The following is a 26,304-nucleotide window of genomic DNA, read 5'->3' as shown; positions in this document are numbered from 1 at the left end:
AAAAATAGATGCAATTTTTTCGAAAACCTATCTTATCAAAGTAACATTTCCTTTGAGAACTTCTGTTGTACCGTTTGTAAAGGTAACGATGGCATAATACACATAGACACCTAATTCGCAGTCAATACCCCGGTGAGTTCCATCCCAACCTTTGCCGATATCGGTATCTTCGATAGAAAACATTTCTCCACCCCAACGGTCAAATACATGCAACTCGAACGAAGCGATATTGACCCCGGCCAATCTGAAAATGTCGTTTCTTCCATCTTCATTTGGTGAGAATGCGTTGGGAATAATCACCAGATTTTCATATTGCCAGGTAGCAGATATAGTAGCAGAGGCACTACATCCGTTCGTATTATAGACGGTTAACGTATAAATCGTATTGTGTTCAGAGGGGATAGCAGTAGTCGTTGGACAAGAAGGGCAGTCAATCGTACCGCTTGTTGCTGTCCATTCATATATAACACTACCTCCGCCACCGGCAGTTATTACGGCAGTAAGCGTAACAGCATCTCCCGGGAATATCAATCCTTCGGGGCTGATTGTTGCGATAACATCAATTTCTGAAACGGTAATATGTTGACTGTAGCTGCTTGTACATCCATTAGCATCGGTTATGTTTAATGTAATGGTATGTACACCAGTATTTGTCCAGGTTACGGTATGAGGTCCTATTCCGTTGAATTGTCCGGCAGATCCAAAATTCCATTGGTAAACAGCGCCCGGAGTTGCAATTCCGGTAAAGGTAAAGGTGGCATTGTCGCCAAGACAAACCGAAGATGGCCCGCTAAAGAAAGCAACCGGTACAGGTAAATCAATAATGATTGCACTTACTATAGTAGTACATCCGTTGGCATCAGTTACCGTAACTGTATAGGTGCCGTCCGGTAAACCGTCAATATCTTGTGAGGTTTCGCCATTACTCCAGTTATAGGTGTAAGGGATAGTTCCCCCGGTAACAGTTAAATCAATGCTTCCATTTTCCAATCCACAGGTTGCATCAGTAGTAACCGTTGATGCCATTGCTCCTGCGGTATCCGTAACTGTCGCATTGGTGGTATAGAGACAGCCATTGGCATCCGTAACGGTTACAGAATAGTCGCCTGCAAAAACATTGGTTAAATCTTCCGTTACGCTGCCGTTATCCCAAATGTAAGTAAAAGGAGCCGTTCCTCCGGTTATTGTCAGGTCAATGCTGCCGTTTGCCGCTCCACAAGTACTACCGGTAGCAGTTGCAGATGCGGTTTGTCCTGCAATATTGTTGACTGTAGCAAAAGTGGTTGCTGTACATCCGTTCGCATCGGTTACGGTAACCGTATAAGTACCGGCTATGAGGTCGGTCAGGTCTTCTGTAATTCCGCCGTTATCCCATAAATAGGTAAAGGGTTCAGTGCCTCCATTTACAGTAAGGTCAATACTTCCGTTTGCATCTCCACAGGTACTTTCTGTCGGAGAAGCAGAAGCAGTCGGCCCTGCAATATCAATCACGGTAATACCAATCGAAACGGAACAACTATTGGCATCGGTAACAGTAACAGAATAGTCGCCTGCGGGAATGTTGTTCAGGTCTTCGGTAGTCGCAGTATTGCTCCAAACATAGGTAATGGGAGGAGTACCACCCGAAATTGTCAGATCAATCGCTCCATTTGCATCTCCACAAGTGGTGTTAGTAGCAGATATTTCTGCTTCAGGACCTGCTATATCGCTAATAACGGCACTGACGAAAGCCTCACAACTGTTGCTGTCTGTGATTGTTACGTCATAATTGCCTGCTGCCATATTTGTTAAATCCTCGGTATCAGCACCGTTGCTCCATATAAAATCATAGGGCGCAGTTCCACCGGCGACGGTTAGATCTATACTTCCATTTGCATATCCGCATGTACTTTCTATTGCAGAGGAACTTGCAGTAGGGCCGTCAAAATTGGTAATTGAAACGGAAAGAGATACTATACAACCATTGGCATCTGTAACGGTTACGGAGTAAGTTCCTGCAAAAATATTGTTCAGATCTTCGGAAGTGGCACCATTGTCCCAAATAAAATCAAAGGGTGCAGTTCCACCGGAAACGGTGATGTCAATACTGCCATTGTCATTACCACAGGTGCTTTCAACTGTACTTGCACTAATGGAAGGTCCTGCTGTATTTTGAATATCAACAGCAACTTCAACGGAGCAGTTGTTGGCATCAGTAACGGTAAGATTGTAACTGCCTGCTGCAACATCGGTTAAATCTTCGGAAGTTGCTCCATTATCCCAAACAAATTCATAAGGGCTGGTTCCTCCGTTTATTGTTATATCCGCGCTTCCGTTGTCATTTCCACAGGTACTGTTTGCAGTTAATACACTGACTGTTGGGCCGGAAACATTGTTGATGGTAACTGAAGCAGTAACCGAACATCCGGCAGCATCTGTAATTGTAACAGTATAATCTCCGGCTGAAATATTTGTCAGGTCTTCCAAAGAACTTCCATTGTCCCAGCTAAAATTATAAGGGATAATTCCACCGGAAACGGTGATATCCACACTGCCGTTTGAATTACCACAGGTACTGTCTGTTGAAGTAACTGTGACCACCGGAGAATCTGAATTATTTACCGTAGCACTGAAAACTGCCTGACAATTCATCGCATCTGTTACAGTAACCGAATAAGTTCCTGCAGGCAGATTTGACAAGTCTTCAGTAGTGAGGCTATTGTCCCAGACAAACTCATAAGGCGCAGTTCCGTCTGAAACTGTTAAGTCAATACTTCCATTTGCATCCCCACAAAAACTATGACCGATCAATGCCAAAATTTCAGGGCCATCAGTATTGTTAACAATTGCACTTGCAAAAGCGGTGCAATTGTTTGCGTCTGTAACCGTAACATCATAAGTTCCTGCAGGCAAATCAATCAAATCCTGAGTAGTTTCGCCGTTACTCCAGTTGAAGGTAAATGGTGAAACACCTCCGGAAATAGCAAGTGTAATGGCACCAACGGCATTGCCGCAAGTCGAATCGAAAGCTGTAGCCACCACTGTTTGAGCAGGTAAGTCGTTGACGACTGCGTTTGCAGAGATAGAACATCCATTGCTGTCAGTTACTGTTACCGTATAAGAACCGGAAACTACACCGGTTAAATCCTGATTTGTAGTTCCGTTGCTCCATTCAAAATTGAAAGGAGCGTTGCCTCCGGTAATAGTTATTGCAACACTACCATTATCTTGTCCGCAGGTAGAATCAAGGGTTATGGCAGAAATAGCTGAAGCCCCGTCTGTATTGTTGAGTGTGGCTGTAAAGTTGGCTATGCAACCGTTTGCATCTGTAACGGTCAGTGAATAGGTGCCTGCAATTATATTTGCCAAATCTTCAGAATTTGCCAGATTACTCCATTCAAAGTTATAAGGAGCAGTACCGCCGGAAACAGAAACATCAATATTTCCATTAGAATCACCACAAGAAGTATCTGTTAAAACAGCACTTAGAGTTGGACCACCAATATTTGTAACCGTAGCATTTGTTGTGGCGGTGCAACTATTTGCATCGGTAACAGTTACCACGTAAATACCGGCCGGAACATTAATTAAATCCTGAGTATTGTCACCATTACTCCATTCAAAGGAATAAGGCAAAACTCCACCTGAAATAGTTAGAGTTACACTTCCGTCAGCATTGCCACAGGAAGCATCCGTAGCCAAAGCTGAAACAGTAGGACATCCAATATTATTGACATCAATGCTCAATATAGCCTCACAACCATTGGCATCGGTTACAGTTACGGAATAGGTTCCTTCAGACAATCCGGAAATATCTTCGGTTATTTCTCCATTGCTCCAGATATAAGTATATGGGAAAGTACCTCCTGAAACAGTAAGATCAATGCTGCCGTTATTGTTTCCATTTGTCGCATTTGTGGCTACAGCGGTCAAGGTTTGCGTTCCAAAACTGTTAATGGAATCAGAGGTAATGATAGCACAACCGTTACTATCTGTTACCGTAACTGTATATACTCCCGGCCCTAATCCGGTTATATCTTCAGTGGTATCACCATTACTCCAGATATATGAATACGGGGCATTGCCATCAGTAACCGTTAAATCTATACTGCCATTCAATAAATCACAAATAGCATCAGTTGCGACAGTACTTGCCAAAGGAGCTCCTGAATTGTTGACAACAGCCATTACTGACGTTGTACATCCATTGTTATCAGTTACAGTTACAGTATATGTACCGGCGAGAACATTGGTTAAATCTTCGGTTATTGAACCGGCCGCATCATCCCAGATAAAGGAGAAAGGAGAAGAACTTCCGGTTACTGTAACATCAATGCCGCCATCTGAATTTCCACAGCTTGCATCCGTAACAACAGCAGATGCGACAGGAGTTGCAGAATCATTAATCGTTACTGTAAGTGTAACCACACAGTTTGAAGCATCGGTAACAGTTACAGTATAATCTCCTGCCAAAACATTGGTTAAGTCTTCAGAAGTCTGACCATTGTTCCATTGGAAACTGTAGGGAGAAGCGCCGCCGGATACACTCAGGTCAACACTTCCATCCGGATTGTTACAAGTGGCATCTACAGTAGTTGCGATAGCAGTGGGCGCTCCTTCATTTGTAACAGTTGCCGTTGCTGTTACAGTACAATTATTAACATCTGTTACGGTAACAATATATATACCTGCACCGATAGCGGTTAAGTCTTCCGATGTAGCCCCATTGCTCCAGTCAAATGAATAGGGTGAATTGCCGCCTGACACTACGAGATTTATGCTTCCATTGTTGTTTCCACAAGTAGCATCAATTGCTGTTGCACTTGCACTCGGTCCCGGAATATTCACAACTGTTGAGCCGGTAGAAGCGCTGCAATTGTTTGCATCTGTAACTGTTACAGAATAAAATCCGGATACTACGCCATTCAGATCTTCGGTAGTTGCCGAATTACTCCAGTTAAAAGTGTAAGGCAGTGTACCACCGGAAACAGTAAGATTTATATTTCCGTTAGGATCGCCACAAAAAGCATTAGAAGCAGTAGCAGAAACAATTGGTCCGGTAGCATTGGATATAGTGGTGCTGACTGTAACAGTACAGCCATTAGAAGAAGTTACTGTTACAGAATAAGTTCCGGCACCAAGGTTATTTAAATCTTCAGTGATTGCCGTATTACTCCAGTTATAGGTATAGGGGGCAGTACCACCTGCAACCGATAGATTAATGCTTCCATTGTTAAATCCACAAATAGCGTTTACTGATGCTAAACTTGCGGTTGGTGCTGAAGAAGGGGAGAGCGTAACACTCTCAACTGTACTACAACCGTTTCCGTCAGTCAGCGTTACCGTATAAGTTCCTGCTGCAAGTCCGTTTGCAGTGGCGCTGCTCAATGATGAATTGTGTGACCAATCATAAGAATAACCACCATTTCCGCCCACTGCGAAAGCTTGTATAATACCGTTTGAATCGCCGCAAGTTGGATTTGTTGGATTGAAGAACAATTCAGGGCCATCCGCATTTGGAACAGTTATACTGACAGTTGCAGTACAATCGTTAGCATCTGTAACCGTTACACTATATAATCCTCCGGCTAACCCGTTAGCCAAACCACTTGTCAATGTAGAACTATGCGACCATTCATAAGTAACGGCACCGGAGCCTCCAATTGCTATAACAGAAGCACTACCATTTGATTCGCCGCATGTAGCGGTTATCACATTGGCAATATTTAAAGTAGGACCGTTTATTTCAGGAACAGTTAGGTTAACTGTTGAGATGCATCCATTGCTGTCCGTTACAGTAACTGTGTAATTTCCTGAGAATATACCGGACGCTGAGCTATTGTTCAACGTAGTGTCGTGTGACCATTCAAAGCTATAACCGCCCGAGCCACCACTTACAGTAACTGCTGCACTTCCATTAGGCATTCCACAGGTAGCACCGGTTGTATTCAGGACACTGATATTTGGCCCGGGAGTATTTCCTAAACTTGCAGTTAAAGTGGCAGTACAATTATTGGAATCAGTAACTGTAACTGTATAAAACCCAACCGTTAAATTTGTTGCACTTCCGCTGTCAAGTAAAATATCGTGAGACCAACTATATGAATAGGGAGGTATTCCTGAATTTGCAGTCAAAATAATACTGCCAACACCTTGGCTACATTGATCATTGCTCAGAGATTGCAATAAAATGGAAGGGCCATTGATAACAGGAATATCTATTGTTTCAACTGAGGCACAACCGGCTTCATCAGTAACCGTGACGAAATAACTGCCTGCGGAAAGGTTTGTTGCAATCGGATCATTCAGAGTTAAGTCATGAGACCATGTGTATGTATATGCTGAACCTGATCCCCCCGTTGCATTAACTTCTGCACTGCCGTTTAATTGTCCACATGCTTCTCCGGAAATATTAACGATTGAAACATCAGGTGCACCAATATCTCCGATGGCAATTGGCAATACTGCTTCACAGCCACTTTCATCCGTAACACTTACTATATAACCCCCACTTGACAAATTAGATGCTGTCGGGCTATTAAGCGATAGATTGTGTGACCAACTAAAAGTGACAGTTCCAGTACTTCCACTGACACTAACAGTAGCACTTCCTGTATTTTCACCACAACTGGCATCAATTAAATCAATCAGAGAAATTACAGGACCGCTTGTATTATTTACGGTAAAGGTTGATTCTGCTGTACAATTATTGGCATCAGAAATTGTTACGGAATAGTTTCCTTCGCTTAATCCTGTTGCTAAATTGCTGTTCAAGGTGAGGTCATGTGCCCATAAATAGTTGATAATTCCGGTTCCCCCTGTTACAGTTACATCAATACTTCCTGCGTTGGAACTACAGATATCATCAACCACAATAAAAGAGGATATTGAAGGAGGTGGCAAATCGGTAATAATAGCTGAAATGACACTCGTACAACTATTAGCGTCCGTTACAGTTAAAGTGTAAGTACCTGCTGACAAACCAAATGCTGAAGGACTGTTCAATCCGGAATCATGCGACCAAAGATAATTAATGGCACCTGTTCCACCGGTTACTAAAACTGAAATGCTGCCGGTAGCCTGTTCACAATAGGCTTGAGTTATATTTGATACTTGAAGTGTGGGCGCTGCCTCATTGAATACATCAACTGAAATGACGGCTGTACAACCATTTTCATCTGTTACGGTTACCATATAGAAACCGGCGGGAAGATTCGTTGCAATTGGACTGTTCAAAGAGAGTTGATGTGACCAGCTATAAGTTAAACTACCAACACCTCCGGTTCCTATAACTTCAATGCTTCCGTTACTTTGGCTGCATGTGGCATAATTTGTATTAATTATGTTCAATTCCGGAATATTGTCTGTTCCAACATTAACATCAACTTCCAATGTGCAGTTATTTGTATCTGAAATGGTTACCGTATAATTACCTGCCGGTACAATTGATGTCAGTATATTGGTAGGAGGTAAGCCGCCTGACCATATATAGGTATATGGCGATGTGCCGCCTGTTACAGACAGATTGATGGATCCGCCATCAAAACATGTTGCGTTAACAGTTGTAAATGTAGCGTCCAAAGGTGGTGCAACTGTAACTGTTACATCATCTTCTGCACTACATCCACCGGCTGAAGTAACAGTAACGATATAGGTTGTAGTTACTGTCGGTGTAACCAACAAATCGAAAGTAGTTTCTCCGGTATTCCACAAATAAGACCCGCCTCCGGTTGCTGTTAACAAGGCAAATCCACCTTCACAGATTGTAACGTCAGTTCCGGCATTAGCGTTTGGTAAAGAAGATACATTTACAGTTACCGATGCGGTGTCCGTACACCCATTGTTTAAACTGACAGTAACCGTATAAGTAGTTGTGGCTAAAGGAGAAACGGTAATTGTATTATTTACTGAACCTGTGCTCCATAAATAATTGTCACCACCTGTAGCTGTCAGAGATACACTGCCGCCATCACAAATACTTTGATCGCTTCCGGCATCTGCAACAGGGATATTGTTAACAGTAACAACTACTGAATCGGTATCGCTACATCCATCAGAATTAGTAACTGTAACGGTATAAGTAGTTGTTGTAACCGGTGCTACGGTAATATTATTGCTTGTTTCGCCTGTATTCCAAACATAATTGCCTATACCGGATACGGTTAAATCAACAATTTCTCCTTGGCAAATAGTTTGGTCAATTCCGGCATCTGCGATTGGAACAATTCCTACAAAAACAGTAATGTTGTCCGTCGCAGTACATCCATTTGTGCTGGTTACAGTTACAGTATAAACAGTTGTGATGGAAGGACTGACAATTATACTCTCTGTACTTTCTGAATTACTCCATTCATAAGTTACTCCTCCGGTTGCAGTTAATGTTACGGAACCAGTGCCTTCACATAAACTTTGGTCTGTACCGGCATCAGCAAATGGTATAACATCCACATTAACTGTAACAAAAGCATCATCTGTACATCCGTTAATATCTGTAACTGTTACCGAATAGACTGTTGTTGATGATGGAGTAACCATAATAGTCGCTGTTGTCTGTCCGGTATTCCATACATAATCTATACCTCCGCTTGCAATTAGTGTAGCACTTTCTAATTCACAGATTGTCTGATCTAAACCTGCATCGGCATTTGGGATTGGATTAACAAAAATAGTAACAGAGTCTTCATCTGTACATCCGTTTGCTTCAGTAACCGTAACCGTATAAGTTGTGGTTGCATTTGGAGAAACGATCAAACCCGGTAAGGTTTCACCGGTATTCCATAAATATGATATTCCTCCTGTAGCAATAATATTAGCATTTTCACCCAAACAAATACTTTGATCAACTCCGGCATCTGCAACTGGAATTGCTCCAACATTCACTGTAACACTGTCAATATCAGTACAACCATTAATATCTGTAACTGTAACCTGATAGATTGTCGTTGAAATCGGACTTACGGTTATACTTGATGTCAATTCACCGGAACTCCATACAAAAGTTGTTCCACCAGTTGCAGTTAATGTTATTGTGCCTGATCCTTCACATAAACTCTGATCCGCACCTGCATCAGCAACAGGAAGCGGGTTGACATTGACGGTAACGGTATCTTCGTCAGAGCATCCGTTTGCATCGGATATTGTTACTGTATAAGTAGTGGTTGAAGCAGGAGTTACGGTAATGGTTGCGGTAGTTTCACCGGTATTCCATTGATAATCCACGCCACCGGAAGCATTCAACGTAGCACTGTCTTGATTACAAATAGTTTGATCAGCACCTGCATCGGCAACAGGAAGCGGATTGACAACCACATTTACCTCATCGGTAGCAGAACAACCTGCAGCATCAGAAACAGTTACTGTATAAAGTGTTGAAACGACAGGTACAACAGTAATGCCCGGAGTCGTTTCACCGGTACTCCAAAGATAATCCACCCCACCGGAAGCGTTTAAAGTAGCAGCTTCCCCCACACAAATACTTTGATCGGTACCGGCATTAGCGGTGGGCAGGTTATTCACGAATACGGTTACCTCATCCTGGTCAGAGCAACCATTGGCATCGGTAACAGTTACCTGATAGTTGGTAGTAGCAAGAGGGGTTACGGTGATGGAAGCCGAGGTTTCACCGGTACTCCAAAGATAATCCACCCCACCGGAAGCGTTTAAAGTAGCAGCTTCCCCCACACAAATACTTTGATCGGTACCGGCATTAGCGGTGGGCAGGTTATTCACGAATACGGTAACCTCATCCTGGTCAGAGCAACCATTGGCATCAGTAACAGTTACCTGATAGTTGGTGGTAGCAAGAGGGGTTACGGTGATGGAGGCCGAAGTTTCACCGGTGTTCCAAAGATAGTCCACTCCACCGGATGCGGTAAGCGTTGCATCGAAGCCAAGGCAGATAGTTTGATCCGCACCTGCATCAGCAACGGGTAGCGGGTTGACATTGACGGTAACGGTATCTTCGTCAGAACATCCGTTTCCATCAGTTACTGTTACAGTATAAGTAGTGGTTGAAGCAGGGGTTACGGTAATGGTTGCGGTAGTTTCACCGGTATTCCATTGATAATCCACTCCACCGGAAGCAGTCAGCGTAGCACTGTCTTGATTACAAATAGTTTGATCAGCACCTGCATCGGCAACAGGAAGCGGATTGACAATAACTGTAACATCATCATTTGAAGAACAACCATTTGCATCAGAAACAGTAACAGAGTAAGTGGTTGTTGAGACAGGGCTAACAGAAATGCCCGGTGTTGTTTCACCGGTACTCCAAAGATAATCCACCCCACCGGAAGCGTTTAAAGTAGCAACTTCACCCACACAAATACTTTGATCGGTACCGGCATTAGCGGTGGGCAGGTTATTCACGAATACGGTTACCTCATCCTGGTCAGAGCAACCATTGGCATCGGTAACAGTTACCTGATAGTTGGTGGTAGCAAGAGGGGTTACGATGATGGAAGCCGAGGTTTCACCGGTACTCCAAAGATAGTCCACCCCACCGGAAGCGGTGAGCGTTGCATCGAAGCCAAGGCAGATAGTTTGATCAGCACCTGCATCAGCAACGGGTAGTGGGTTGACATTGACGGTAACGGTATCTTCATCCGAACATCCGTTTCCATCGGTTACTGTTACTGTATAAGTAGTGGTTGAAGCAGGAGTTATGATAATGGTTGCGGTAGTTTCACCGGTATTCCATTGATAATCCACTCCACCGGAAGCAGTCAGCGTAACACTGTCTTGATTACAAATAGTTTGATCAGCACCTGCATCGGCAACGGGAAGTGGATTGACAATAACTGTAACATCATCATTTGACGAACAACCATTTGCATCAGAAACAGTAACAGAATAAGTGGCTGTTGAGACAGGGCTAACAGAAATGCCCGGTGTTGTTTCACCGGTACTCCAAAGATAATCCACCCCACCGGAAGCGTTTAAAGTAGCAGCTTCCCCCACACAAATACTTTGATCGGTACCGGCATTAGCGGTGGGCAGGTTATTCACGAATACGGTTACCTCATCCTGGTCAGAGCAACCATTGGCATCGGTAACAGTTACCTGATAGTTGGTAGTAGCAAGAGGGGTTACGGTGATGGAAGCCGAGGTTTCACCGGTACTCCAAAGATAATCCACCCCACCGGATGCGGTAAGCGTTGCATCGAAGCCAAGGCAGATAGTTTGATCCGCACCTGCATCAGCAACAGGAAGCGGGTTGACATTGACGGTAACGGTATCTTCATCCGAACATCCGTTTCCATCGGTTACTGTTACTGTATAAGTAGTGGTTGAAGCAGGAGTTACGGTAATGGTTGCGGTAGTTTCACCGGTATTCCATAGGTAATCCACCCCACCGGAAGCAGTCAGTGTAGCACTGTCTTGATTGCAAATAGTTTGATCAGCACCTGCATCGGCAACAGGAAGCGGATTGACAACCACATTTACCTCATCGGTAGCAGAACAACCTGCAGCATCAGAAACAGTTACTGTATAAAGTGTTGAAACGACAGGTACAACAGTAATGCCCGGTGTTGTTTCACCGGTACTCCAAAGATAATCCACCCCACCGGAAGCGTTTAAAGTAGCAGCTTCCCCCACACAAATACTTTGATCGGTACCGGCATTAGCGGTGGGCAGGTTATTCACGAATACGGTAACCTCATCCTGGTCAGAGCAACCATTGGCATCAGTAACAGTTACCTGATAGTTGGTGGTAGCAAGAGGGGTTACGATGATGGAAGCCGAGGTTTCACCGGTACTCCAAACATAATCCACCCCACCGGATGCGGAAAGCGTTGCATCGAAGCCAAGGCAGATAGTTTGATCAGCACCGGCATCAGCAACAGGTAGTGGGTTGACATTGACGGTAACGGTATCTTCATCCGAACATCCGTTTCCATCGGTTACTGTTACTGTATAAGTAGTGGTTGAAGCAGGAGTTACGGTAATGGTTGCGGTAGTTTCACCGGTATTCCATTGATAATCCACGCCACCGGAAGCAGTCAGTGTAGCACTGTCTTGATTACAAATAGTTTGTTCAGCACCTGCATCGGCAACAGGAAGCGGATTGACAATAACTGTAACATCATCATTTGAAGAACAACCATTTGCATCAGAAACAGTAACAGAGTAAGTGGTTGTTGAGACAGGGCTAACAGTAATGCCCGGAGTTGTTTCACCGGTACTCCAAAGATAATCCACCCCACCGGAAGCGTTTAAAGTAGCAGCTTCCCCCACACAAATACTTTGATCGGTACCGGCATTAGCGGTAGGCAGGTTATTCACGAATACGGTTACCTCATCCTGATCAGAGCAACCATTGGCATCGGTAACAGTTACCTGATAGTTGGTGGTAGCAAGAGGGGTTACGATGATGGAAGCAGAGGTTTCACCGGTACTCCAAATATAATCCACCCCACCGGAAGCGGTAAGCGTTGCATCGAAGCCAAGGCAGATAGTTTGATCCGCACCTGCATCAGCAACAGGAAGCGGGTTGACATTGACGGTAACGGTATCTTCATCCGAACATCCGTTTCCATCGGTTACTGTTACTGTATAAGTAGTGGTTGAAGCAGGGGTTACGATAATGGTTGCGGTAGTTTCACCGGTATTCCATTGATAATCCACGCCACCGGAAGCAGTCAGCGTAGCACTGTCTTGATTACAAATAGTTTGATCAGCACCTGCATCGGCAACAGGAAGAGGATTGACAATAACTGTAACATCATCATTTGAAGAACAACCATTTGCATCAGAAACAGTAACAGAGTAAGTGGTTGTTGAGACAGGGCTAACAGAAATGCCCGGTGTTGTTTCACCGGTACTCCAAAGATAATCCACTCCTCCGGAAGCGTTTAAAGTAGCAGCTTCCCCCACACAAATACTTTGATCAATACCGGCATTAGCGGTGGGCAGGTTATTCACGAATACGGTAACCTCATCCTGGTCAGAGCAACCATTGGCATCAGTAACAGTTACCTGATAGTTGGTGGTAGCAAGAGGGGTTACGGTGATGGAAGCAGAGGTTTCACCGGTACTCCAAATATAATCCACCCCACCGGATGCGGTAAGCGTTGCATCGAAGCCAAGGCAGATAGTTTGATCCGCACCTGCATCAGCAACAGGTAGTGGGTTGACATTAACGGTAACGGTATCTTCATCCGAACATCCGTTTCCATCGGTTACTGTTACTGTATAAGTAGTGGTTGAAGCAGGAGTTACGGCAATGGTTGCGGTAGTTTCACCGGTATTCCATAGGTAATCCATGCCACCGGAAGCAGTCAGCGTAGCACTGTCTTGGTTGCAAATAGTTTGATCAGCACCTGCATCGGCAACCGGAAGCGGATTAACCGTTACGGTAACGGAGTCGTCGTCAGTACAGCCATTGGCATCAGAAACGGTTAGAGTATAGGTAGCAGTTGCCGTTGGGCTAACAGTAATTGTAGAAGTAGTTTCTCCGGTACTCCATAAATAATCAGTACCTCCGGAAGCATTTAAAGTTGCGGTAAAACCGGTACAAATACTTTGGTCAGCCCCTGCATCGGCAGTTGGTAATGTATTGACATTTACTGTTACGGCATCTTCATCGGTACAACCATTGGCATCGGTAACAGTTACCTGATAGTTGGTGGTAGCAAGAGGAGTTACGATGATGGAAGCCGAAGTTTCACCGGTACTCCAAAGATAGTCCACTCCACCGGATGCGGTAAGCGTTGCATCGAAGCCAAGGCAGATAGTTTGATCAGCACCGGCATCAGCAACAGGTAGTGGGTTGACATTGACGGTAACGGTATCTTCATCCGAACATCCGTTTCCATCGGTTACAGTTACTGTATAAGTAGTGGTTGAAGCAGGAGTTACGGTAATAGTTGCGGTAGTTTCACCGGTATTCCATTGATAATCCACTCCACCGGAAGCAGTCAGCGTAGCACTGTCTTGATTACAAATAGTTTGATCAGCACCTGCATCGGCAACAGGAAGTGGATTAACCGTTACGGTAACGGAGTCGTCGTCAGTACAGCCATTGGCATCAGAAACGGTTAGAGTATAGGTAGCAGTTGCCGTTGGGCTAACAGTAATTGTAGAAGTAGTTTCTCCGGTACTCCATAAATAATCAGTACCTCCGGAAGCATTTAAAGTTGCGGTAAAACCGGTACAAATACTTTGGTCAGCCCCTGCATCGGCAGTTGGTAATGTATTGACATTTACTGTTACGGCATCTTCATCGGTACAACCATTTGCATCGGTAACAGTTACCTGATAGTTGGTGGTAGCAAGAGGGGTTACGATGATGGAAGCCGAAGTTTCACCGGTACTCCAAAGATAGTCCACTCCACCGGATGCTGTAAGCGTTGCATCGAAGCCAATGCAGATAGTTTGGTCAGCACCTGCATCAGCAACGGGTAGTGGGTTGACATATATTGTTACTTCGTCCTCTGCAGAGCAACCATTTAAATCACTAACAGTAACCGAATAAGTTGTTGTAGCAATAGGACTCACATTAATTGTTGCACTTGTCGAGCCTGTATTCCATTCAAATAAAGTGCCTCCAACAGCGATTAATGTGGTGCTTTCAGTAATACAAATTGTTTGATCTATTCCAGCATCTGCTATTGGTAATGAATTAACATTTATTGTCACAGAATCATCATCTGTACAACCATTCACATCTGTAACAGTAACTGTATATGTTGTTGTAGCTAAAGGAGATATTGTAATTGTTGCGGTGGTTTCACCCGTATTCCATAAATAATTTATGCCTCCAGTGGCTGTAATGCTTGTACTTGTTGAAATACAAATGCTTTGGTCTAATCCGGCATTTGCAACAGGCAATGGATTGACATTTACAGTTACAGTATCGTCATCTGTACATCCATTGGCATCCGTAACAATTACTGTATAAGTTGTAGTTGTTGCTGGACTAACAGAAATGGTAGCAGTAGTTTCTCCGGTACTCCAAAGGTAGTTTACTCCACCGGAAGCTGACAATACAGAAGTTTCACCATTACAAATGGTATCATCAACGCCGGCATTTGCTGTAGGAATTGGATTGACGTTAACAGTAACAGAGTCGTCATCGCTACAACCATTCGAATCTGTAACTGTAACCGAATAAATAGTAGTTGTAGAAGGATTAACGGTGATAGAAGCTGAAGTTGATCCGGTGTTCCATATATAATTAACCCCTCCTGAGGCAGTAAGTGTTGCAGAATCTAAGTTGCAGATTGTTTGGTCTGTACCGGCATTAGCAATAGGCAAAGGGTTTACAACAACTATAACAGAGTCATCATCTGTACAGCCATTGACATCTGTAACTGTAACAGTATAGGTTGTTGTTGATGAGGGAGTTACTGTTATTGAAGAGGTAATTTCTCCCGTATTCCAAATAAAACCAGTTCCGCCAGATGCTGTTAGAACAGAATTTTCACCCAGGCAGATCACATCATCCGCACCTGCATCAGCAACGGGCAATGGATTGACATTTACAGTTACTGAATCGTCATCAGTACAACCATTGGCATCCGTAACAATAACTGTATAAGTTGTAGTTGTTATTGGATTAACAGATATGGTAGCTGTTGTTGCACCGGTATTCCAAAGGTAGTTTACTCCACCGGAAGCTGACAATACAGAAGTTTCACCATTACAAATGGTATCATCAACGCCGGCATTTGCTGTAGGAATTGGATTGACGTTAACAGTAACAGAGTCGTCATCGGTACATCCATTCGAATCTGTAACTGTAACAGAATAAATAGTAGTTGTAGAAGGATTAACGGAGATAGAAGCTGAAGTTGATCCGGTGTTCCATATATAATTAACCCCTCCTGAGGCAGTAAGTGTTGCAGAATTAAGATTACAGATTGTTTGGTCTGTACCGGCATTTGCAATTGGCAAGGGGTTAACAGTAACAGTTGTTGAAGCAGTATTATTACAGCCTAATGCACTTGTAACTGTAACAAAATAAGTTGTTGTTGAACTTGGAGTAACTGTGATGGAAGCACTGGTAGAGCCGGTGTTCCATAAATATGAACTACCACCTGTTGCTGTCAAAATTGCATCCTGACCATTGCAAATAGTTTGCGGAGTACCGGCACTTGGTGTTGGTAATGGGTTTACATTAACAACAACAGAAGATGCTGCAGAACAACCCAAAGCACTTGAGACTGTTACTGTATAAGTAGTAGTAATAATAGGATTTACAGTAATCGAGGCAGTTGTAGCCCCGGTACTCCATTGATATGTACCTCCTCCAGATGCTGTTAATGTTGTATTGTCGCCGTTACAGATGGTTACCGGAGAACCTGCGCTAGGGGTTGGTAGTGAGTTTACATTAACAATTGTTGATGTTGTTGATGTACATCCGGCAGAACTTGTTACGGTCAGATAGTAAGTAGTTGTTGTTGCAGGGCTAACATTGATAGAAGATGTTGTTGCTCCTGTATTCCATAAATAGGTGCCTCCACCTGATGCAGTTAAAACAGCAGTTTCACCGAAGCAAATAGTTTGTGGTAATCCTGCGTTTGCATTAGGTAAAGGGTTAACCGTAACTACAGTTGAAGCAGTTGCTGTACAACCTGTACCACTGGTAACTGTTACATTATAAGTTGTGGTTCCAGTTGGGTTTACAGAAATAGCAGCCGTAGTTTCCCCGGTGCTCCAGAGATAAGTGCCTCCGCCAGAGGCAGTAAGTGTTGCACTTTGTCCGTTACAGATAGTTTGAGGAGCACCGGCACTTGGAGTTGGAAGTGGATTAACGGTTACGGTTGTATTGGCAGTAGCGGTACAACCTGCACCACTTGTTACAGTAACTGAATAAGTTGTATTTGAAGTTGGGCTTACAGAAATAGCAGCCGTTGTTGCTCCGGTATTCCAAAGATAGGTACCTCCACCGGAGGCAGTAAGTGTTGCGCTTTGTCCATTACAGATTGTCTGAGGAGCTCCGGCACTTGGAGTTGGAAGTGGGTTAACGGTTACGGTAGTATTGGCAGTGGCAGTACAACCCGCAACATTAGTTACAGTAACAGAATAAGTTGTATTTGAAGTCGGGCTTATAGTAATAGCAGCCGTAGTTGCTCCGGTATTCCAAAGATAGGTGCCTCCACCGGAGGCAGTAAGAGTTGCGCTTTGCCCGTTACAGATTGTTTGAGGAGCACCTGCACTTGCAACAGGAAGCGGGTTAACAGTTACGGTTGTATTGGCAGTAGCGGTACAACCGGCACCACTAGTTACGGTAACCGTATAAGTAGAGGTAGTTAATGGACTGACAGTTAGAGAAGCCGTTGTTGCTCCGGTATTCCAGAGATAGGTACCTCCGCCGGATGCAGTAAGCGTTGCGCTTTGTCCGTTACAAATTGTTTGAGGAGCTCCGGCACTTGGAGTTGGAAGTGGATTAACAGTTACGGTTGTATTAGCAGTAGCGGTACAACCTGCACCACTTGTTACAGTAACTGAATAAGTTGTGTTTGAAGTTGGGCTTACAGATATAATTGCAGTTGTTGCTCCGGTATTCCAAAGATAGGTACCTCCACCGGATGCAGTAAGCGTTGCGCTTTGTCCATTACAGATTGTCTGAGGAGCACCTGCACTTGCAACCGGAAGTGGGTTAACAGTTACGGTAGTATTGGCAGTGGCAGTACAACCCGCAACATTAGTTACGGTTACTGTATAAGTAGAAGTAGTTAATGGACTGACAGTTAGAGAAGCTGTTGTTGCTCCGGTATTCCAAAGATAGGTACCTCCACCGGAGGCAGTAAGCGTTGCGCTTTGCCCGTTACAGATTGTTTGAGGAGCACCGGCACTTGCAACGGGAAGCGGGTTAACGGTAACGGTTGTATTGGCAGTAGCGGTACAACCGGCACCACTAGTTACAGTAACCGTATAAGTAGAGGTAGTTAATGGACTGACAGTTAGTGAAGCCGTTGTTGCTCCGGTATTCCAGAGATAGGTACCTCCGCCGGAGGCAGTAAGCGTTGCGCTTTGCCCGTTACAGATAGTCTGAGGAGCACCGGCACTAGGAGTTGGAAGTGGATTAACGGTTACGGTAGTATTGGCAGTGGCGGTACAACCTGCACCACTTGTTACAGTAACTGAATAAGTTGTATTTGAAGTTGGGCTTACAGAAATAGCAGCTGTTGTTGCTCCGGTATTCCAAAGATAAGTACCTCCGCCGGAAGCAGTAAGTGTTGCGCTTTGTCCGTTACAGATTGTCTGAGGAGCACCTGCACTTGCAACAGGAAGTGGGTTAACAGTTACGGTTGTATTGGCAGTAGCGGTACAACCCGCAACACTCGTTACAGTAACTGAATAAGTTGTATTTGAAGTCGGGCTTACAGAAATAGAAGCTGTTGTTGCTCCGGTATTCCAAAGATAGGTACCTCCACCGGAAGCTGTGAGTGTTGCGCTTTGTCCGTTACAGATTGTCTGAGGAGCACCTGCACTTGCAACAGGAAGTGGATTAACAGTTACGGTTGTATTGGCAGTAGCGGTACAACCGGCACCACTAGTTACGGTAACCGTATAAGTAGAGGTAGTTAATGGACTGACGGTTAAAGAAGCCGTTGTTGCTCCGGTATTCCAGAGATAGGTACCTCCACCGGAGGCAGTAAGTGTTGCGCTTTGCCCGTTACAAATTGTCTGAGGAGCTCCGGCACTTGGAGTTGGAAGTGGGTTAACAGTAACGGTAGTATTGGCAGTAGCGGTACAACCTGCACCACTTGTTACAGTAACAGAATAAGTTGTATTTGAAGTTGGGCTTACAGAAATAGCAGCCGTAGTTGCTCCGGTATTCCAAAGATAGGTGCCTCCACCGGAGGCAGTAAGTGTTGCGCTTTGACCATTACAGATTGTTTGAGGTGTACCTGCACTTGCAATAGGAAGCGGGTTAACGGTTACGGTTGTATTGGCTGAAGCAGTGCATCCTGCAGCAGTGGTTACGGTTACTGTATAAGTAGAATTAGTTAATGGACTGACAGTTAGTGAAGCCGTTGTTGCTCCGGTATTCCAGAGATAGGTACCTCCACCGGATGCAGTAAGCGTTGCGCTTTGTCCGTTACAGATAGTTTGAGGAGCACCGGCACTTGGAGTTGGAAGTGGATTAACGGTTACGGTTGTATTGGCAGTAGCGGTACAACCTGCACCACTTGTTACAGTAACTGAATAAGTTGTATTTGAAGTCGGGCTTACAGAAATAGCAGCCGTTGTTGCTCCGGTATTCCAAAGATAGGTACCTCCGCCGGAGGCAGTAAGGGTTGCGCTTTGCCCGTTACAGATTGTTTGAGGAGCACCTGCACTTGCAACAGGAAGCGGGTTAACAGTTACGGTTGTATTGGCAGAAGCGGTGCATCCTGCAGCAGTGGTTACGGTAACCGTATAAGTAGAGGTAGTTAATGGACTGACAGTTAGAGAAGCCGTTGTTGCTCCGGTATTCCAGAGATAAGTGCCTCCGCCGGAGGCAGTAAGGGTTGCGCTTTGCCCGTTACAGATTGTTTGAGGAGCACCGGCACTTGGAGTTGGAAGGGGATTAACGGTTACGGTTGTATTGGCAGTAGCGGTACAACCGGCACCACTTGTTACAGTAACTGAATAAGTTGTATTTGAAGTTGGGCTTACAGAAATTGCAGCCGTAGTTGCTCCGGTATTCCAGAGATAGGTACCTCCGCCGGATGCAGTAAGCGTTGCGCTTTGTCCATTACAGATTGTCTGAGGAGCTCCGGCACTTGCTACAGGAAGCGGGTTAACGGTTACGGTAGTATTGGCAGTAGCGGTACAACCGGCACCACTTGTTACAGTAACTGAGTAAGTTGTGTTTGAAGTCGGGCTTACAGAAATAGAAGCGGTAGTTGCTCCGGTATTCCAAAGATAAGTACCTCCGCCGGAGGCAGTAAGTGTTGCACTTTGTCCATTACAGATTGTCTGAGGAGCACCGGCACTTGCAACGGGAAGCGGGTTAACAGTTACGGTTGTATTGGCAGAAGCGGTGCATCCTGCAGCAGTGGTTACGGTAACTGTATAAGTAGAAGTAGTTAATGGACTGACAGTTAGAGAAGCCGTTGTTGCTCCGGTATTCCAGAGATAGGTGCCTCCACCGGATGCAGTAAGCGTTGCGCTTTGTCCGTTACAGATAGTTTGAGGAGCACCGGCACTTGGAGTTGGAAGCGGGTTAACGGTTACGGTTGTATTGGCAGTGGCGGTACAACCTGCACCACTTGTTACAGTAACTGAATAAGTTGTGTTTGAAGTCGGGCTTACAGAAATAGAAGCCGTTGTTGCCCCGGTATTCCAAAGATAGGTACCTCCGCCGGATGCAGTAAGCGTTGCGCTTTGTCCGTTACAAATTGTTTGAGGAGCTCCGGCACTTGGAGTTGGAAGCGGGTTAACGGTTACGGTTGTATTGGCAGTAGCGGTACAACCTGCACCACTTGTTACAGTAACTGAATAAGTTGTATTTGAAGTTGGGCTTACGGAAATAGAAGCTGTTGTAGCTCCTGTATTCCAAAGATAAGTACCTCCGCCGGAGGCAGTAAGTGTTGCGCTTTGTCCGTTACAGATTGTTTGAGGAGCTCCGGCACTTGCAACAGGAAGTGGGTTAACAGTTACGGTTGTATTGGCAGAAGCGGTGCATCCTGCAGCAGTTGTTACAGTAACCGTATAAGTAGAGGTAGTTAATGGACTGACAGTTAGAGAAGCCGTTGTTGCGCCGGTATTCCAGAGATAAGTACCTCCGCCCGAAGCTGTAAGTGTTGCGCTTTGTCCGTTACAGATTGTTTGAGGAGCTCCGGCACTTGGAGTGGGTAAAGGATTAACATTTACTACTGTGCTTGCTGATGATGTACAACCTGCTGCATTAGTTACAGTAACTATATACGTTGTTGTAGTTACAGGTGTTACAGAAATAAATGTAGTAGTTGCACCGTTACTCCAAAGATAGGTACCACCACCTGAAGCAGTAAGAGTTGCACTTTGCCCGTTACAGATTGTTTGAGGAGTACCGGCATTTGCTACAGGTAATGAGTTTACTGTAATTAAAGAGCTAGCTGAGGCAGTACATCCCGAACCAGAAGTTACTGTTACAGTATATAATTGGGTGGAAGTTGGGGAAACAGAAATAGTAGCTGTTGTTGCCCCGGTACTCCAAAGATAGGTGCTTCCACCTGAAGCAGTAAGCGTCGCACTTTGACCGTTACAGATTGATTGAGGAGCGCCGGCACTTGCAACTGGAAGCGGGTTAACTGTAATAGTGGTATTGGCAGTTGCTGAGCATCCTGCAGCACTTGTTACTGTTACGGTATAAGTCGTAGATGTCGAAGGATTTACTGAAATAGTTGCTGTTGTTGCTCCGGTATTCCATAAATATGTACTTCCGCCAGTTGCTGTCAGGTTAGTACTTTGTCCGTTGCATATAGTTTGAGGTGCACCGGCATTTGCAATTGGAGGAGGACTGATATTAACAAGTACTGAGGCTGAAGAAGTACAGCCGGCCGCATTGGTAACAGTTACAGAATAGGTCGTACTTGAAGAAGGTGATACTGAAATAAATGGAGTTGTAGCACCTGTACTCCAAAAATAGGTGCCTCCTCCCGATGCTGTAAGTGTGGCACTCTGACCATTACAAATAGTTTGAGTAGTTCCGGCATTTGCAGTAGGAGTAGCATTAACTGTTACAACAGTGGAAGCTGTTGCACTGCATCCTCCGGCATTAGTAACTGTAACAAAGTATGTAGTGGTTGTAATTGGATTCACAGAAATAGTTGAAGATACAGAACCGGTGTTCCATAAATATGAGGTACCTCCTGATGCTGTTAATGTTGCACTTTGTCCGTTACAAATACTTTGGGGAGCACCTGCATTAGCCAAAGGTAAAGGTGATACTGTAATCAAAGTATTTGCGGATGATGTACATCCGGCAGCATTAGTTACTGTTACGGTATAAGTTGTATTTGAAGTTGGGCTAACTGTAATGCTTGCTGTACTTGCACCTGTATTCCACAAATAACTTACTCCTCCTGATGCAGTAATCGTTGCACTTTGACCGTTACAAATTGTTTGAGGGGTTCCAGCATTTGCGACCGGAAGGGCGTTTACATTAACCGTAGTTGAGGCAGAAGCAGTACATCCACCAATTCCTGTAACGGTTACGGTATAATTTGTAGTAAGCGCCGGACTGACAGATATAGTTGCGGATGTTGAACCTGTACTCCATAAATATGTTCCTCCGCCTGTTGCTGTTAAGCTTGCACTGTTTCCGGCACAGATACTTTGTGGTGCGCCTGCATTTGCTACTGGTAATGGATTTACAGTAACAACTTTTGAGGCAGTTGCCGTACATCCGCCGGCTCCGGTTACAGTAACTGTATAGGTTGTTGTTGTGGTTGGGTTAACTGAAATTGTTGCTGTCGTTCCACCGGTACTCCACAAATAAGTTCCACCGCCGGTAGCAGTAATATTGATTGTAGCACCATTGCAAATTGTTTGTGGAGGTCCGGCATTAGCATTTGGTACTGGGTTTACAGTTACTACTTTTGAAGCTGAAGCTGTGCATCCACCGATTCCCGTTACAGTTACTGTATAAGTAGTTGTAATAGAAGGTGTTACAGATATGGTCGCAGAAGTTGAACCAGTATTCCATAAATATGTGCCTCCTCCGGTTGCAGTTATATTTATACTGGTGCCATTGCAAATTGTTTGTGGAGGGCCTGCACTTGCAGTTGGTAAAGGATTTACAGTAACAACTTTTGAGGCTGATGCAGTACATCCTCCTGCATTTGTAACTGTAACGGTATAAGTAGTGGTAGCAGCAGGACTAACTGAAATTGTAGCAGTCGTTCCTCCTGTACTCCACAAATAAGTACCGCCACCCGTTGCAGTCATATTAATAGTAGCGCCACTGCAAATTGTTTGCGGTGGCCCGGCATTTGCAGTTGGAGCAGGTGAAACAGTTACAGTTTTTGATGCAGATGCTGTACATCCTGCGGCATTGGTTACCGTCACTGTATAGGTTGTTGTTGAAGAAGGGCTTACGGATATGGTGGCAGTAGTTGCACCATTACTCCATACATAGGTTCCACCGCCGGTAGCTGTGATGGTTAAACTGCTTCCGCTACAGATCGTTTGATTAGGGCCGGCATTGGCTGTAGGAGCGGGGTTAACAGTTACAGTTTTTGATGCAGAGGCAGTACAGCCCGATGCATTAGTAACTGTAACTGTATAGGTAGTTGTTGCCAATGGAGAAACGGAAATAGAAGCTGTTGTTGCCCCGGTATTCCAAAAATATGAACCTCCACCAGTAGCTGTTATTGTTAAACTGGAACCGCTGCAAATAGTTTGAGGAGCACCTGCATTTGCTGAGGGAGTAGGGTTGACTGTTACAAGAACAGAAGAAGACGCACTACAACCTCCGGCGTTTGTAACAGTTACTATATATGTAGTTGTAGTAGAAGGGCTAACAGAAATAGTAGCAGAATTTGCACCGGTGCTCCATAAATAGCTTCCACCACCCGTTGCAGTTAAATTTACACTATTTCCATTACATATTGATTGAGGAGCACCTGCACTCGCTATGGGTTGGGGGTTAACAGTAACAACTGTTGAAGCCGTAGCCGTACATCCTCCTGCAGCAGAAACAGTAACAATATATGTTGTTGTAGTAGATGGGCTGACATTAATTGAAGCAGTAGTAGCACCAGTATTCCATAAATATGTACCGCCTCCTGATGCAGTTAAAGCAACATTGCTTCCCCCACAGATAGACTGAGGAGGAGTAACATTTGCAATAGGTTGAGGATTTACAGTTACTGTTGTTGATGCTGATGCAGTACAACCTCCACCAAGGCTAACGGTAACACTATAAGTTGTTGTTGAAGTGGGATTTACTGAAATAACGGAAGATGTAGCTCCGGTATTCCAAAGATATGTCCCACCTCCCGTAGCAGTTAATGTTGTGCTGTTTCCATTACAAATGGATTGAGGCGGACCGGCACTTGCTGGCGGCTGAGTATTGACAGTTACTAAACTTGATGCACTTGCGGTACACCCGGCTGCATTAGTAACTGTAACAATATAGGTTGTAGTTGATGATGGACTTATTGTGATACTTGCGGTAGAAGCTCCTGTATTCCATAAATAAGTTCCTCCACCTGTTGCCGTTAGAGTTACACTACTACCCAAGCAAATTGTTTGTGGTCCACCGGCACTTGCTGTTGGTGCTGCAGCAACTGAAATAGAAGTTGTACTGCTTCCACTGCAAGGTGGAGGTGCGGTATTTGTGATAGTATAGGGTCCCGGGCCGGTTAAAGCTGCCAAAACAAGGCTAAATTGTCCAGTAGTATTTGTGCCTCCTACAATACCCGGACCAGACCATGTTCCACCTGATATATTTGAGGTCAAATTAATTAAAACAGTTGAACCTGAACAAAGAGGAGAAACGGGATTTATAACAGGTGCTGTTGATGGGTTTACAATTATTTGTATGCTTTGTGTGTCTGTTCCACATGAGTTAGAAACTGTATAAGATATCGTATAAGGGCTTGAACCACTGGCATAAGCTGTAGCTGGGTTAAACAAACCCGTTGCCGAATTAACACCTGGACCTGACCATGTTCCTCCACTACTTGCAGCAACCAATGTTACAGGTGATGAATTATCACAAAAAGGGCCGGCTGGTGTAATGGCTGCACTTGGGGCGGCTGCACTGACATTAACCTGAATAGAAGTTCCGGTTGTTCTTCCACATGCATCTGTAACAGTAACACTGTAAGTTGTTGTAGCTAATGGACTTACAAATATAGCCGGTCCTGAACTTCCATTGCTCCAATTATATGTATATGGCGTAAACTGACTACCGGAAGCTATTACAGCTATTAATGCAGAAGATCCGGGACATATTGTTGGAGGGTTACTGATAAAAGCAGTAAATGGTTCAGGAGAATCATACACGTTTAGTTGTGCAGGGGGGGGGTAAGTACAATCACATTGAAGTTCATTGATTTGAACGATGATAGATTCACTACCTTCAAATAAAAAATCCTGATAGGCTATTACCGGTAAGGTTGTTGAAATTTGTCCTGCCGGAATCACTACCGTAACCGGTAAGGTTTGGTAATCGGTACCCGGTGTAGCAGTACCACTAATAACTATATTTAAAGTGATAGGAGAGCTTAAATCTGTAATATCTCCTCTGACAAATTCAAAATATCCGTCCTGACATCCTTCATAAGCATCTTGTGTGCCTGTACTTGGCACAAAAGAAGTAACAGTTACAGCGTTTCCTGCATTAAAACTGTTTGCAGCCAAAAACACAGCCGAGTCTAATATGGAGTCCCCGGCATCTGCAACTGCCAATTTAATAGTATAAGTCTGACAAGGAGTTAAACCGGTAGCTACTGCATACATGGGTGTTGTAAAACCATCGTATTGAGAAACTGTACTACCGCTTGGATTGTTTGTATAATAAGTAGTGTTGTTTACATTGTTAACGGTATTAATCCCTACATAAGTAGAAGTTCCGGGAATTAAGGCTATGTTTTGCAAAGGTACTCCGGGTCCACTGATGAAGAAACCAAAAACATCATTAAAACTTGAACATACGTATTCAAGGTATTCATCTGAAGCAAATACATATTGAAATTGGGCTGTACTTGAAAGAGGGACAAAAGTAAACTGAATTACTGCAGCATCATTTGTGGATGAAGCAAATCCACATGGAGTGGATGCAGTTAAAGCAGTTAAGTTTGCATCACCCGCAGTCCCAAATGAAGTTGTGACTCCTGATGAGTTATTAGGTCCTACAGCACTTGAAGCTGAACCGCTTGAAATAATTATACCACTTGGAATACCGATACCACCTCCATTCGCAAAATAACCGATTGCATTTGAATTTCCGGTGAAAGTAACATTTGAAACCTGAGAACAACCTGTTAAAAAAACATTTTGTACCAACCAGGCTGCATTACTATTATTGCCTCCTGTTTGAACGGTCAAATTTGAACAAGCTGTCTGTCCTTGCCAATTCATGTTAAATCCAGATGAAACAACACTTCCGTTTGACACAAAATTTAAAGTAACACAAGAATTAACAATAAATAGATTGCCGGGAGTTGAGGTTCCAGTATATGATCCAATCAATGTACCGGAGGTAGAATTACCACTATAAATATTGATATAATCCGGGCCGTTTTGAAGATTGAATTGTGTGAAATTTAGGTTAATACAAGAGGCACCGGTAGGACAAATTGTAAAGACAAAATTTTGATTGTTTCCATAATTTGATGAAAGCCCTCCGCTGTCGTATAGTGTGCCGGATGTATTCGTTACACTATTATTACTCAT

1 protein-coding gene is annotated in these 26,304 nt (G+C 44.2%); it reads right to left on the bottom strand.

Going from position 1 to position 26,304, the window contains the following annotated elements; translation table 11 throughout:
• Window positions 1–27 precede the first annotated feature (27 nt).
• Entirely contained in the window at window positions 28–26,304 is a 26,277-nt protein-coding gene (locus IPM47_16170; GenBank protein ID QQS28381.1) for a choice-of-anchor L domain-containing protein, read from the bottom strand.

This window comes from Sphingobacteriales bacterium, assembly GCA_016700115.1.
GTDB lineage: Bacteria > Bacteroidota > Bacteroidia > Chitinophagales > UBA2359 > UBA2359.
This window is presented reverse-complemented; position numbering and strand designations above follow the sequence as displayed.

What these genes read in the sequence shown, in the direction of transcription:
- IPM47_16170 (QQS28381.1), bottom strand. Translation starts at nt 26,304, where the DNA reads ATGAGTAATAATAGTGTAACGAATACATCCGGCACACTATACGACAGC.